The 12,750-nt window shown below is 67.2% G+C and carries 13 protein-coding genes and 1 pseudogene; 2 read left to right on the top strand and 12 right to left on the bottom strand.

Going from position 1 to position 12,750, the window contains the following annotated elements:
- Positions 1-2: 2 nt before the first annotated feature.
- Entirely contained in the window at positions 3-767 is a 765-nt protein-coding gene (gene map / locus GWQ44_RS24325; RefSeq protein WP_016964547.1) for a type I methionyl aminopeptidase, read from the bottom strand.
- Positions 764-964, bottom strand: coding sequence for a ParD-like family protein (locus GWQ44_RS24330; protein WP_047304509.1), 201 nt, complete (start codon positions 962-964; stop codon positions 764-766). The genes map and GWQ44_RS24330 overlap by 4 nt, the downstream gene beginning before the upstream one ends.
- 367 nt (positions 965-1,331) lie before the next feature.
- Here GWQ44_RS24330 and ilvA point away from each other — a divergent pair.
- A pseudogene (gene ilvA, locus GWQ44_RS24335) lies at positions 1,332-2,300 on the top strand (threonine ammonia-lyase, biosynthetic); the annotation flags it as partial.
- 99 nt (positions 2,301-2,399) lie between these two features.
- On the opposite strand, the gene GWQ44_RS24340 reads toward ilvA, so the two are convergent.
- Positions 2,400-2,705, bottom strand: a complete 306-nt coding sequence (locus GWQ44_RS24340) for an NIPSNAP family protein (protein WP_047304508.1) — start codon at positions 2,703-2,705, stop codon at positions 2,400-2,402.
- A gap of 325 nt (positions 2,706-3,030) precedes the next feature.
- Here GWQ44_RS24340 and GWQ44_RS24345 point away from each other — a divergent pair, with 325 nt between their 5' ends.
- A complete protein-coding gene (locus GWQ44_RS24345; RefSeq protein WP_016965463.1) occupies positions 3,031-3,297 on the top strand; it encodes a DUF1652 domain-containing protein in 267 nt (88 codons plus the stop codon).
- 57 nt (positions 3,298-3,354) lie between these two features.
- Here GWQ44_RS24345 and GWQ44_RS24350 read toward each other — a convergent pair whose 3' ends face one another.
- The 9 genes from GWQ44_RS24350 to GWQ44_RS24390 all read right to left on the bottom strand — a co-directional run bounded on the left by GWQ44_RS24350 (position 3,355) and on the right by GWQ44_RS24390 (position 12,736).
- A complete protein-coding gene (locus GWQ44_RS24350; protein WP_016965462.1) occupies positions 3,355-3,618 on the bottom strand; it encodes a DUF2790 domain-containing protein in 264 nt (87 codons plus the stop codon).
- Between the two features lie 196 nt (positions 3,619-3,814).
- On the bottom strand, positions 3,815-4,594 hold the full coding sequence (locus tag GWQ44_RS24355; protein ID WP_016965461.1) for a ChbG/HpnK family deacetylase: 780 nt from the start codon (positions 4,592-4,594) through the stop codon (positions 3,815-3,817).
- Positions 4,591-5,715 carry a GNAT family N-acetyltransferase gene (locus GWQ44_RS24360; RefSeq protein ID WP_275928427.1) on the bottom strand — a complete coding sequence of 375 codons (1,125 nt, stop codon included), beginning with the start codon at positions 5,713-5,715 and terminating at the stop codon, positions 4,591-4,593. The genes GWQ44_RS24355 and GWQ44_RS24360 overlap by 4 nt, the downstream gene beginning before the upstream one ends.
- Positions 5,712-6,413: a GNAT family N-acetyltransferase gene (locus tag GWQ44_RS24365; protein ID WP_047304503.1), complete on the bottom strand. Its 702-nt coding sequence runs from the start codon at positions 6,411-6,413 to the stop codon at positions 5,712-5,714. The genes GWQ44_RS24360 and GWQ44_RS24365 overlap by 4 nt, the downstream gene beginning before the upstream one ends.
- Positions 6,410-8,338 (bottom strand): hypothetical protein, encoded by a 1,929-nt coding sequence (locus GWQ44_RS24370; protein WP_275928428.1) that lies wholly within the window; start codon positions 8,336-8,338, stop codon positions 6,410-6,412. Before GWQ44_RS24370 ends, GWQ44_RS24365 begins: the two co-directional genes overlap by 4 nt.
- Positions 8,338-9,645, bottom strand: a complete 1,308-nt coding sequence (locus GWQ44_RS24375) for an oligosaccharide flippase family protein (RefSeq protein ID WP_253128722.1) — start codon at positions 9,643-9,645, stop codon at positions 8,338-8,340. Before GWQ44_RS24375 ends, GWQ44_RS24370 begins: the two co-directional genes overlap by 1 nt.
- Complete coding sequence (locus GWQ44_RS24380; RefSeq protein ID WP_275928429.1) at positions 9,642-10,640, bottom strand: polysaccharide deacetylase family protein; 999 nt, start codon at positions 10,638-10,640, stop codon at positions 9,642-9,644. Before GWQ44_RS24380 ends, GWQ44_RS24375 begins: the two co-directional genes overlap by 4 nt.
- Before the next feature lies 1 nt (position 10,641).
- On the bottom strand, positions 10,642-11,778 hold the full coding sequence (locus GWQ44_RS24385; RefSeq protein WP_275928430.1) for a glycosyltransferase: 1,137 nt from the start codon (positions 11,776-11,778) through the stop codon (positions 10,642-10,644).
- A complete protein-coding gene (locus GWQ44_RS24390; RefSeq protein WP_103740406.1) occupies positions 11,771-12,736 on the bottom strand; it encodes a glycosyltransferase family A protein in 966 nt (321 codons plus the stop codon). Before GWQ44_RS24390 ends, GWQ44_RS24385 begins: the two co-directional genes overlap by 8 nt.
- Between the last annotated feature and the right edge of the window lie 14 nt (positions 12,737-12,750).

Consider the following 12,750-nt stretch of genomic DNA (forward strand, 5'->3'; position numbering starts at 1 on the left):
TCTTACTGCGGCTGCAGGGTCAGCACCTCAAAGCCGTCGCGGGTCACCGCCACCGTGTGTTCCCACTGGGCCGAGAGGCCGTTGTCGCGGGTCACCACGGTCCAGCCGTCCTTGAGCCCGCGGACCCGGGCGCTGCCCTGGTTGAGCATCGGCTCGATGGTGAAGACCATGCCTTCTCGCAGTTCCAGGCCGGTGCCGGGGCGACCGAAGTGCAGGATCTGCGGCTCCTCGTGCATCTGCCGGCCGATACCGTGGCCGCAGTATTCACGCACCACGCTGTAGCCCTTGGCCTCGGCGTGGGCCTGGATGGCATGGCCGATATCGCCGAGTCGAGCGCCGGGGCGCACCACCTTGATCGCCGCCCACATGGCCTCGAAGGTGGTGTCCACCAGGCGCCGGGCCTTGGGGCCGACCTCGCCGATCAGGTACATCTTGCTGGCGTCGGCGATGTAGCCGTGCTTTTCCAGGGTGATGTCGATGTTGACGATGTCGCCGTCCTTGAGCACGGCCTTGGCGTGGGGCATGCCGTGGCACACCACCTCGTTGATCGAGGTGTTGATGCAATAGGGGTAGTTGTACTGGCCCTTGCTCGCCGGGCGCGCCTTGAGCTGGTGGCGGATAAAGTGTTCCACCGCGCTGTCCAGCTCCAGGGTCGACAGGCCCGAGGCGACAAAGCCGTCGAGAAAGGTGAATACCTCGGCCAGCAGCCGCCCGGATTCGCGCATCAGCGCCAGTTGTTCCGGGGTCTTGATCAGGGCCTGGGTCATGCCTGCCCCCTGAGCAGATCGGTCTTGTTGAGCAGCAACTTGTTGATCAGGTCGTTGTAGGCCAGGTGCGGGTTGAGCTCGGCCAGCAGGCCGATCTTGATCCAGAACTCGGCCTGGGCGTTGATCGAGCGATCCATGGCGGCGCTGGCCACGCGGATCTGCTGGTGCAGTTCATCGGAGATCTTGACGATGCCCATGTCTGGGGGCTCCCTTGAGCAAATATATGAATCGTATATGTTTCGTATAATCAGCGGCAAGCGGCAAGCGGCAAGCGGCAAGCGGGTAGCAGGTGGGGGAGTGGGGTTGCTTTGTGTGAGCCTGGGAGAAAAGCGTTGACCGCCAGGGGCTGGCGCGGTTAGTTTCCGGTCCATGACTTTTTCTGCCGATCGTTCCCAGCCAAGCATTATTACCGCCATTACCGATTGGCGGGCTTGCTGACGACTGCACCCAACCCGCCCTGGAGGCGGGTTTTTTCTCTCTGTCTCCCGGGCTCCGAACACAGCCAGGAGCACCTTCATGAATCACCCCAGCCGTCTTGCCAGCACCCCTTTGCCCAGCGCCGACATGGCCTTGCTGGAACGCTACGTGAAGATGATCCTCGCCGCGCCGGTCTACGACCTGGCGATCTGCACGCCGTTGCAGGCGGCGCCCGCCTTGTCGCAGCGGCTGGGCAATCAGGTCCTGCTCAAGCGCGAGGACCTGCAGCCGACCTTTTCCTTCAAGATCCGTGGTGCCTACAACCGCCTGGCGCAACTCACCCCGGAGCAGAAGCGGCGGGGGGTGATCACCGCGTCCGCCGGCAATCATGCCCAGGGCGTGGCCCTGGCCGCGCGGGAACTGGGGATCAAGGCGAGCATCGTGATGCCTGCCAGCACCCCGGAACTCAAGGTGCTGGGGGTGCGCAGCCGCGACGCCGAGGCGATTTTGCATGGCGAGAGCTTTCCCTTTGCCCTGGCCCACGCCCTGAGCCTGGCCGAGCGCACCGGCAGCACCTTCGTCTCGCCCTTTGACGATCCCCAGGTAATTGCCGGGCAGGGCACCGTGGCCATGGAGATCCTGCGCCAGCAGCCGGGGCCGCTGGACGCGATCTTCGTCCCGGTGGGCGGTGGCGGGTTGATCGCCGGGATCGCCGCCTACGTCAAATACCTGCGGCCGCAGATCCGCATCGTCGGGGTTGAGTCGGAACATTCCAACTGCCTGCAGCAGGCGTTGGCGGCGGGGGAGCGGGTGGTGTTGCCCAAAGTGGGAACCTTTGCCGACGGTGTCGCAGTGGCGCAGATCGGCGAGCATGGTTTTCGGATCTGCCGGCATCACGTGGATCAGGTGATCAGCGTCAGCAACGATCAGTTGTGCGCCGCGATCAAGGACATCTACGACGACACCCGCTCGATCACCGAGCCTTCCGGCGCCCTGGCGGTGGCCGGGATCAAGCAGTACGTGGCCCAGAGCGGCATCCGTGGCCAGACCCTGGTGGCCATCGACTCCGGCGCCAACATCAATTTCGACAGCTTGCGCCACGTCGCCGAGCGCGCCGCCTTGAGCAGCCTTTCGGCCTAGCAGCGGGCTTGCCAGCCAAGCCCCCCGCCTTCCAGGCCTCTTCGCCGGCTAAGCGCCGCGCCGCCCGGCCGATTCCTAGGACAGCAGTGGGCGCAGGAAACTGCGTTCGTAACTGAGGATGAACTTCTTCTCCATCACCGACGCCACCAGGGCCACGCTGTCCGGATCGCTCAGAGCGCGCTGGCGATAGGCTTCGTAATCGGCCAGGGACGGGAAGCTGAACAGGCAATAGGCAATGTTGCTTGCCCCTTCCGAGGGCAGGAAATACCCATGGTGGGTGCCGCCCAGACGCCTGACCACGGCGATCCAGGCTTTGGAATAGGCTTCGAACTCGGCCAGTTGGTAGGGATCGATCACATATTTGACATGGCAGGTAATCAAGGAGGGAACTCCGGGCGAGGGCAAGGATCAGCGTTGTATCAGGTGCGACTCTTTGAGCGGGCCACGCTGTGGACCAAGACCCGGGCATTCTGCGGGGCGGCAAACCAGCAGCGCAACCGCCAGCCATTGCCGGCTTACGTCAAAACCCTGGGTACTGAGAGCGAAATCGAATTAAGCAAGCTCGCCAAAGCGGCTTACTCTGTAACCTGGCTGGGTCTGTCAGGACAAAACCGATCCAAGCCAGGATCACTAGCGAACACGGACGTCGCGGCCAGCAGGGATCTGCCCATTGATTGGTCGTGTTGAATAAAAGGAGAGCGTCAGCATGTTTTTATCTGCCCTGGAACTGCGCAACATCATTGAGAGCAGCTTTCTGCCCAAACGCTGCCAATGCACCCTGAGTCCGGACCTGTCGATGACGGTCAAGGTCTATGGCGACCATGAAACCGACCGGGTCGAACTGGTGGTCAGCGGCATTGACGCCGCGCGGCTCAATGGCTGCCGGGAAATCAACGAACTGATCGCCGAATTGCGCTACGACCTGGCCAATGCCCCGGGGGGGGTGTCAGGCCTCAAGCGCAGGGCCCATTGAGCGCGCTCCCCCGGCAACGCTCAGCCGCGCGGGCCCCTGTGCCTGCGGCACGCCGTATCAGTTTTCGTACATGCAGGCGTGGGCGTGCTTCTGGTAGGAGATTTCCGCCAGTTCTCCGGCCTTGTTGATGTAGCGCATATTGGCGGTCACTATCTCGCAGCGGCTGGTCGGCGGCTCGGTCATGGAGATGACCTTGGCGACGTCCAGGCGCATGCCGTACTGATAAGGCACCACCTCCACATTGACATCCGAGGCCTGGGCCAGGCCGGTGAATCCGCACAGGGCCAGGGCGGCCAGGGCAAAGCGCTTGCGTGTGTTCATACTGGTTCTCCATTACAGACAATGACGGTTCGGTCTGGGGACCGAACCCGCTGCACGAAGCCCTAAAAGCGTTGCGGGCCAGTGCGCTCCGAAACAGAGTGCTTATTTAGGATTAATCTATCATTAAGAGCTTGTTGATAGATTTTGAAATATTTCGTTCCTGTCCTATATACCGTCGGCGCTCGCTGGCCCGCCTTCACAGTTCGCTGTAGGCGATCCGTCGATGCTGGGGCAGGGCGTGGTTCAGCAACTGCTCCAGGGATTGCCCGGGTGGCAGGTAGTCGTCGCCGAAATCGCCATCGGCCAACCGGGTCGGATGCGCCACCACTTCCACCACGCCGGCCGGGCGAAAGCCCTGCTGCAGGTCCCTGGGCGTGCACACCCAACGCACCGCGCCTCCCGCCAGCCAGGCGATGCGCCGGTTCAAGGCGCTTTTGAACAGCCGCTTGAGCGGTCCGATATTGCCGCCGACATTGCGCGCCAGGCGCACAGGCACCCCCTGCCGGGCGGCGAAGCGGGCGACGATCGGCGCCACCGGCCACAGGTTGTGCACATGCTGGTGCGAATCGATATGGCTGGGCCGCAGGCCCTGGTCGACACAGCGTTGCCACTGCGCCTGAAGCTCCTGCCACACCGCCTCGGCCGCCGCTTTCGGCAGGCGCAGGGCCGAGCGCGACAGGCCCAGCTCGAATTGCCCCTGGGCGTTGCAGAACAGTGGCTGGCGGGCAATGCCCTGGCTTAGGGGCGCGCCGTAAGTCAGGTTGAAATGCAGGCCGATGCACCCCAGCAACCCGTGCTCATGGCTCAGGCGACAGGCATCCTCGAAGGCCGGCATGTTGGCCATCAGGGTCGCCGAGCTGATCACCCCGCGCTGGAAGGCGCGCAGGGTCAATTGGTTGTAATCCGGGTCGAGGCCGAAATCGTCGGCGTTGACGATGACCCGGTTCGCGCGGGTCACCCTGAGGGTCTGTTTCATGGGCAGGTTCCTTGTGCTTTGCCGGCCTGGCGGCGTTCGCGCCAGGCCTTGAGACGCGGTTTGAGCAGCAGCCAGAGGCGTTCGACGAGCCCCAGCAACAGGCCCCGGGGGCGCCAGGAATAAAAGCTCCAGCGCTGCTGCAGGACCACGCCGCTCATGCGTTCGTGCAGTTGATGGCTGGAACGACTGAGGCTGACCCGCGAGGCGTCCACCCACTGCCAGCCATCCTCCAGCCCCCAGCGAATCCACTCGTCCAGCAGCAGCCGGCCGCTGCCCAGATTGGCGTAGTCGGCGAGGAAGGCGATGTTGTAGTCATACAGGCGCCCGCGTTCCAGCAGGCCCAGGCGATAGCTGATGCAGCGTCCCTGGTGCTCCAGCATCACCACCCGCACACCGCCCTCGGCGGCCAGCCCGCGCAACGCGGTGCCCATCCATTGCTGTCGCTGAGGCCCGGAGAAGATCCCCAGGCCGTCGGCGCCTTTCCAGCTGGCTTGCTCCACCTCGCGCAGGCGCTGCAGTAGCTGGTCGATGTCCTCGGCCCCGGGGTTCAGGCGAACCACCCGGGCGTCGATTTCCCCACAGCGCTTGCGGCCCCGGCGCAGTTCATAGCGCAGGCTGCCGCTGGGTTCTTCGCGGTCGGCGGCGACGATCAGGTGCTCCGGCACGCGACAGCTCAGGGCCAGCTGGCTGTAGCTGCTGGCCCGGCGCCAGGGCGCCAGCAGGCGCTCGGCGTCCACCAGCTCATGCAGTTGCAGCAGGTCGTGGGGCAGGCGGCGGCGGATGTGCCCGAGCGCTTCGCCCATGGCGTGCTGGCCGGCCTCGGCCACCAGCAGCGCCAGTCGGTCGCTCAGGGGATGGCCCAGGTGGCGTACCACCTGCAGCGTCAGTCCGGCCCTGGATTCGCGGCCGCGAATCAGTGGCAGGCACAGCAGCAACTGTTCGCCCTGCCAGCCCAGGAGAATCTGCAACTGCTGCTGTTGCAGGGCCTGTTCCGCGCCCCGCAGCCAGCTCAGGCGATTGAACGGCGTTGCCCCCTCGACCTTCTGGCGCAGTTGTTCATAGGCCCCGGCGGGGAAGTCTTGCGCGCCAAGGCTGGCGCACCATTGCCAACGCAGCTTCACGAGCGCTCCTTGTCATGGCCGGTGGCGGCCGGGGATTGGGCCAGACGACCGCGGCGCAAGTGCTGCAGACGGGGCTGGTGGTAGGGCCGGCGGCGGTGCCAGTGCAGGCAGCGCAACAGGCAGTGCACGTGCAGGGATTCGCCGACTTCCTGAAAGCCCAGGCGCATGTGCATCTTCAGCGCCGGCTCGTTGCGCACGTTGACCAGGGCCCGGGTGGCCTTGAAGCCCCGTTCGCGGTACTCGTCCCAGAGCATCTTCTGCGCCAGGATCACCACCCCGGAGCCGCGAAAGGGCGGCGCGCATTCACCGGCGAACTGGTACAGGCAGCCCGGCGGCAGGCGCATCCAGCAGCGGTACAGTTGATCGTCGTAGTAATCGCGCTCGCTGACCCAGACCATCATCATCACGTTGCCGTCTTCATCCAGGTGCGCGCTGCCGCGACTGCCCTTGTCCAGCAGGCCGCGAATGGCTGGCAACTGGGCCTTGAAGTACTTGTCGAAGGCCGGCAGCAGGTCCCGGGTAATAGGCACCTGGGGCCAGCGGCTGGGGCTGATGGGGCAGGGCACCGGCAGGGCCAGGGTGCGTTCCAGGGTCAGCAGTTCCCAGTGGTAATAGAAGAAGCGTTCACGCACTACCCGCAGGCTGCCCCGCAGGCCCTTGCGGCGGATTTTGGCCAACAGGCCGGTCAAGCGACTCATAGGGTGTTCCAGGTCAAGGCGAACAGGGTTTCACCGGGCAGCTGGAAGCTGGCCCGGCCTTGGCTGCACTGCAACTGGCCGGCGCGGGCGCGGCCATCGGCCCCGAGCAGTTGCAGGCTGGGGGCGGACTCGCAGAGCTGTGGCGCGCCCCCCAGATCGATGGTCTGCTCCCGCGGAGTCTTGGCCACCCCCAGCAGGCTGTGGCGCGGGCCGTCCCGCAGGGCCAGGGCATCCACTTCAAAAGCCGGGTTGTCCAGGGACTGGACCTCGCCCAGCCAGTGTTGCTGGATGAACTGCTGGGCCACGGCCACCGGCTTGAGGCTGAAGCGCTGGGCATCCTGCTGGGCCAGCATGCCCTTGGGGTATTCCGGTTCGTCGGCGGCCTGGAACCAGTTGAGCATGTCCAGCAGGCCGTCCTGGGAGGCGTTGATCACCACCGAGGTCCACCACAGGGCGGCGTAGTGGGTGTCCTGCTGGTAGGGGCTCAGGTCCGGGCCGCTGGAGATATTGGTCTGGCTCAGCAGCAACGCCTTGCGCGGCCGGCCTTGCTGGTCCAGGCCCACCAGATCCGCGGCGGCGCGCACGCTGGCGCGATAGCGACGGGTGGCCAGCAGGTCGCGGACCATCCACTCGTGCCAGGCCAGGGCGTCGATGTCGGCCGCGTGCTCGGCCAGCAGCTGGCGGGCCCAGTCGATGCCCCGGCGCTGCCCGGCGCCGACGCGAAAGGGGCCGTCCAGCAGTCGCGAGCTGACCGGCATGGCGATGCGCACCCCGGCGGCCCGGGCCTCGGGGTTGGCCTTGGTGTGTTCCAGCATCCGCGCGAAATAGTCAGCGAACACCCCATAGCTGGGGTAGTTGAGGTTGGGTTCGTCGGCGAACGCCAGGTAGTGCAGGCCCTGGTTGCCCAGCTGCACGCTGTCCGCCAGCCAGGCGTCGAGCCCGGCGAAACTGCTGCTGTCCGCCTCCAGCACCGCGCGGCGCCCGGTGCCGGCCAGCAGGGTGATGTCACGCTCGATGTTGAACGTCTCGCGGTACAGACGGCGGAAGCTCAGCTCCCGTCCGGGCTCCTGGCGGATCACATCGACGAAGCTGTAGAAGTTGGCCGCCCGCGGCCCCAGGGCCCGCAGCAGGTCGAAGGTCGATGGCGGCGGTTCGGCATAGGGCAGGGCGATCCCCAACTGCGGGCTGGGACCGCGCCCTTGTGGCTTGAGGGTCAGTTCGACCCGGCTCGGGGTCCATTGCAGCGGGTGCAACTGGCGCAGGTCCTGGGCGAACAGGTTGGCGCTGCCGTCGAGCCAGAATGCCACCTTGCCCGAGCCGCCCAGGGACAGGCGCCAGATTTCGTCCTGCCCGGCCACGGGCAGGGCAATCCGGTCGAACTGCCCGTACTGCGGATGCTCCACCAACGCCAGGCGCCGCTGCTCGCCGTCGCTCAGGCGTGTGGCCTGGAGCACGCTGACCCCGCCGTAATACTTGCCGGCCAGTTGTGCCTGTTCGCCGGCGGCCACGCGAAAGTACAGCTCGACGCCGCTGGGCACATCGGCGCTGAAATGCACCTTGGCCGGTTCGAACTGGGCCAGGGTCGAGCTGTCGTGGCTGACCTTGAAGTTGCGAAAGCTGTAGCCCGGCACCTGCAGCCGATAGTCGCCCCGGGCGGCGGGCAGTTGGATCTCGCGCTGGCCGTAGGGTTGATCGGCGCGAATGTCCAGCTGTTGCAGCAACTGACCATCGGGTTGCAGCAGGTACAGCTGCTCCTGGTTGGCATCGCTTTGCCAGGCCGGGCTCCAGCGCAGTTGCAGGGTGTCGGGGGTGTCGACCTGCAGGTACAGGCTGCCGTCGCGGATATCGGCCCATTGCATGGGCGCCGCGTGCAGCGAAGGGGTCGCCGTGATCAGCATCAGGGCGAACAGGTAACGGGGTTTCATCAGGTCTTTTCCTTAGGGCGCAACCATTGGCGCACGTGGGCAATGTCTCCGGGCAGCAGAAGCAGGGTGCGGTACCAGGGCACGCCACTGAGCCGGCAGTACAGGCCGAGCATCACCAGGCTCACCGCCAGGTAGGCGATGGACGAGGCCAGGCCGGCGCCGACGATGCCCAGTGGCGGGATCAGCAGCGCGTTGAGCAGCAGGTTGAGCAGGGCGCCGCCGGCCAGCAGCAGCGACAGGCTGCCGGGGCGCTGCTTGCCCAGCAGGTCCAGGCGCAGGATGCTCGCGTAGCACAGGCCGAACAGCCCCGGCAGCAGGGCCAGCAGGGCGCCGTAGGCCGGGGCGTAGGCGGCGCCGAACAGGGTGACGATCAGCCACTGGCCGATCAGCGCCATGCCCAGGCAGGCGCCGAGCATCACCGTGGCGGTCAGGCGCAAGGCCAGGGCGGTGAGCTGCTCGATGCCGTGGCCCTGTTGCAGCAGGCGCTTCATCAGCGGCGTGGTCACCGCCTCGGGAATGATCAGCAGCAGTTCGGCGGCGGCACTGGCCATGGCGTACCAGCCGAGGGCGGCGGGGTCCAGCAGGGCACCGATAAACAGGTAGTCCGAGCGCAGCATCAACTGTTGCGACAGCACCCCGGGATGACTCTGGGCGCTGTAGCGCAGCAGCTTGCCTTGCTCCCCGGTCTGCCAGCGCAGGCGCAGGTCATGCCAGCGCCGCAGCCATAACACGCCGACCACCACCACCAGCAAGGTGCCGCCCAGCCAGCTGACCAGGGCCGCCGACAGCGGTTGGTCGCGCCAGATCCACCACAGGCCGACGAACAGCAGCAGCGGCACCAGGGATTCCAGCAGGCGCAGGGCGTTGAAGGCCTCGACCCGGCCGTCGGCGTTGTGCAGGGTCAGCAGACCGCTCTTGAGCACGCTCAGCGGCACCGCCAGCAGCAACAGCCAGGCCAGGTCCCCCAGTTGCAGGCTCAGTTCCCAGTGGCTGCCCAGGGTCTGCATCAGGCACAGTCCGGCCAGGGTCAGCAGGCTGGCCAGCAGGCAGCCGTAGACCAGCACCTGGGTCAGCAGCAGGCCCATGGGCCGCTGGCGCGCGGCCTCATAACCGACGGCGGTGTTGAGGCCGCCGCTGGTCAGGGCCGCGATCAGGTCCGGCAGGGTGCTGAGCAGGGCGAACAGGCCGCGATCCGCCGGGCCCAGCAGGCGCGCCAGCAACACGTTGCGCAACAGGCGCAGGCCGATCATCGCCAGCCGCGTGCCCATGCTCAGGACCAGGTGCCAGAGGTAGCCGCCGCGCTTCATGCCCGGGCCCCTTGCAGCAGGCGCCAGGCCAGCAAGCCCGGGCGGGCGGCGCTGGCCTGGCTGACATCGATGCGTGGCAGGGCCAGCCACGGATTGCCCTCGGCCTCGATCAGCCCCGGACGAGTGCCCAGGGCGTAGCGATAACCCAGCTCGGCCACCGCCGCGCGGACCTCGGGGTTGTGATCGCCGTTGGGGTAGCAATACACCCCCAGCGGCGCCTGGCAATGCTGCTGCAGGGCGGCGTGGGAGCGTTGCAGGTCGGCGCGCAACGCCGGGCCGTCCAGGCGGGTGAGAATCCCGTGACTGGCGCCATGGGGACCGAAGCGCACCAGCCCCGAGCGCTCCAGGCGCTTGACCTGCGCCCAGTCCAGGCTGTGCGGCGGGTGGTCGTTCGGGCAACTGTCGGCCAGGGCCTGCAGGCTCTGCGGGGCCAGCCCCTTGAGGCGTTGCAGGTACTCGCCCAGCAGCCGGCTGCGGGCATGCTCGGGGCCGGCTTGCAAAAGCGCGGTGGGCGGCGTCAGGGCCAGCGCCCGCAACTGCGCCAGCAGCGGTTGGGACGCGGCGCTGTCGGCCTGTCGCCACAGGGTTTCGCCGATGGACTCCCACCAGAAGCCCTGGCGGCTGCCGATGAAGTCGGTAGACAGGAAGATGCTCGCCGGCATCTCGTAGCGCTCCAGCAACGGGTAGGCGAGCTCGGCATTGTCGCGCCAGCCGTCGTCGAAGGTCAGGGCCAGCCTGGGGCGCGCGCCACCGGGAAATTCCAGCAGCTGCTCCAGGGGCACGCAGTCGAAGTGCCGCCGCAGCCAGCGCAGCAATTGCTCGAAGTGCTGCTGGCCGACGCACAGCGGGGCGCGATGGGGCAGGCTGGCGGCGCTGCCGTCGGCCAGCACCCGGTGCAGCATCAGCACCACGCCGGCGTCGCTCAGGCGCACCCGGGCCAGGCTGTGCAGGTAAGCGCTGCCGAGCAGGCGCTTGAGGGATTGTTTGAGGTTCATGTCAGCGATTCTGTTGTGGGTTCCACAGGGCGTAGCGCCGCCCGCGGAGAAACTGCCAGAGGCCCATGCTCATGCCGGCCAGGGTCACCAGCACGAAGCCGGCGAGACGAAACACCTTGGGCAGGCGCCCGCGCCGGTCCAGCAGGCCCAGCAGCCCGGCGCCGTAACCCAGCAACTGGGCCAGCAGGCACAGGCTGTAGAAGACCCCGGCGTTCCACAGCCACAGGTTGCTCAGCAGCAAGGGCAGCAACAGCACCGGGGCCAGGCGGCGGATCAGCTTGTGGCTGATCAGGGCGATGGCGTAGGCGCCGTGGCGCAGCGGGTTCATCAGCTCGCTGCGCTGGGCCAGGCTCTGCAGGCCGCCGACCGTGACCCGCAGGCGCCGGCGATACTGCTTGTCGGCGTCGTCCACGCCCTGGTCCAGGACCTGGGCCTCTTCGACATAGACGATGCGCTTGCCCGCCACCGGGGCGCAGGTGCTGATGAAAAAGTCGTCGTTGACCTCGGCGGGAATGCGCTGGAACAACTCGCGGCGCAGGGCCAGCAGCGCGCCGTCGGCGGACACCATGCAGCCGGTGCGGTTCTCGGCCTGGCGCAACCAGGCTTCGTAATGCCGGTACAGGCTGTCGCCCAGGCTCAGGTTGTGCCCCGGATTGGGGATGATCATGTGCCCGCCGCAGGCGCCCACTTGCGGGTCGGCCAGGGGCGCCAGCAGCTTGCCCAGGGTGTCGCCGGACCATTGGTTGTCGGCGTCGGTGAACACCAGGATGTCGTTGCGCGCCAGCTCCACCGCGGTGTTCAGGGCCCCGGCCTTGCCCACCCGAGGCAGGTCCAGGACCACGATCCGCGAGTCGCGCACGGCCAGGGCGGTGGCCACGGTGTCGTCGCTGGAGCCGTCGCTGGCGAGGATGATCTGCAGGTCCGTGGCCGGGTAATCCTGTTGCAGCAGGGTGCGCAGCTTGTGTTCGATGTGCGGGCCTTCGTTGTGGGCGGCGATGATCACGCTGACCGACAGCGGCTCACCCGCCTGCAGCGGGCGCGGACGCACGAACAGGCTGAGCAGGGCCAGCAGCAGCGGGTAACCGATCCAGGCGTAGAAGGGCAGGAGCAGGCACAGCCAGAAAAGGGTCTTAGCCACGGTCAGGTCTCACGGCAGTACGGTTGAACAGACCCTGCACCAGGACCACGGCACCCAGGTGCAGGCGCACCCCGTGCAGCAGCCAGAGTTGCAGGACGAACAGCGGATCGCGTTGGCGCCAGCCCTGACGCAGGGCCAGCAGCAGCGGCGCCAGGGCGCCCAGCAACAGACACAGGGCGGCCGCCCCCGGCCGGCCCGCGACCAGGGCCAGCAGCGCCGCCGCGCTGAGCAGGGCGCAGGCCAGGCACAGCAAGGGGAAGCGCAACAGGCGCACATTGAGTCCCGCCGCCTTGAGCAATTGCCCGTGGCTGCCCTGGCGCCAGCGTTCCTTGCCGGCCCATTCGCCCCAGCTGCCTTCAAAGCCCCAGTGCAGCACCTGGGGCTCGGGCAGGCTGATCTGACGGGCGCCGGCGGCGTGCAGGCGCAGGCCGAAATCCTTGTCTTCGCCGGTGCGCAGGCGCTCGTCGAAACCGCCGACCCGCTCGAACCAGGCCCGCTGCAGGCACAGATTGGCGCTGGGCAACCATTGCCGTTGCCGGGCCTGGCGGCCGCCGGCCAGGCTGCGTCGTTGCCAGGCCCGGGCGAACCAGGGCGCGCAGCGCGGCGCGGCGCAATCCAGGGCAAAGACCTCGGCCCGCTGCTCGGCCAGGACCTGCTGCCAGAGTTGCAGCCAGTTGCCGGGCACCTCGATGTCGGCGTCGACAAACGCCAGGCAATCGCCGGTGGCCACCGCGGCGCCGCGATTGCGCAGGGCGCCGATGCCGATCCCCGGGCACAGCAGCACCCGCGCCCCCAGCTCGCGGGCACGTTGCGGCCCCTGGTCGGTGGAGCCGTTGTCGACCACGATCAACTCGTAGTCGATGGCCGCGACCCGGGCCGCGAGGATCACGCTGTCCAGGGTGCGGGTGATGTGACGGGCCTCGTTGTACATGGGCACGATCACGCTGATCCTTTGCATCTTTGCCTCCCTTG

Source organism: Pseudomonas sp. 3MA1 (assembly GCF_029237275.1).
Classification (GTDB): domain Bacteria; phylum Pseudomonadota; class Gammaproteobacteria; order Pseudomonadales; family Pseudomonadaceae; genus Aquipseudomonas; species Aquipseudomonas fluorescens_AP.

What these genes read in the sequence shown, in the direction of transcription:
- GWQ44_RS24390 (WP_103740406.1), bottom strand. Translation starts at nt 12,736, where the DNA reads ATGCAAAGGATCAGCGTGATCGTGCCCATGTACAACGAGGCCCGTCAC.
- GWQ44_RS24375 (WP_253128722.1), bottom strand. Translation starts at nt 9,645, where the DNA reads ATGAAGCGCGGCGGCTACCTCTGGCACCTGGTCCTGAGCATGGGCACG.
- GWQ44_RS24345 (WP_016965463.1), top strand. Translation starts at nt 3,031, where the DNA reads ATGTTTTTATCTGCCCTGGAACTGCGCAACATCATTGAGAGCAGCTTT.
- GWQ44_RS24350 (WP_016965462.1), bottom strand. Translation starts at nt 3,618, where the DNA reads ATGAACACACGCAAGCGCTTTGCCCTGGCCGCCCTGGCCCTGTGCGGA.
- GWQ44_RS24380 (WP_275928429.1), bottom strand. Translation starts at nt 10,640, where the DNA reads ATGAACCTCAAACAATCCCTCAAGCGCCTGCTCGGCAGCGCTTACCTG.
- GWQ44_RS24370 (WP_275928428.1), bottom strand. Translation starts at nt 8,338, where the DNA reads ATGAAACCCCGTTACCTGTTCGCCCTGATGCTGATCACGGCGACCCCT.
- GWQ44_RS24365 (WP_047304503.1), bottom strand. Translation starts at nt 6,413, where the DNA reads ATGAGTCGCTTGACCGGCCTGTTGGCCAAAATCCGCCGCAAGGGCCTG.
- GWQ44_RS24330 (WP_047304509.1), bottom strand. Translation starts at nt 964, where the DNA reads ATGGGCATCGTCAAGATCTCCGATGAACTGCACCAGCAGATCCGCGTG.
- map (WP_016964547.1), bottom strand. Translation starts at nt 767, where the DNA reads ATGACCCAGGCCCTGATCAAGACCCCGGAACAACTGGCGCTGATGCGC.
- GWQ44_RS24355 (WP_016965461.1), bottom strand. Translation starts at nt 4,594, where the DNA reads ATGAAACAGACCCTCAGGGTGACCCGCGCGAACCGGGTCATCGTCAAC.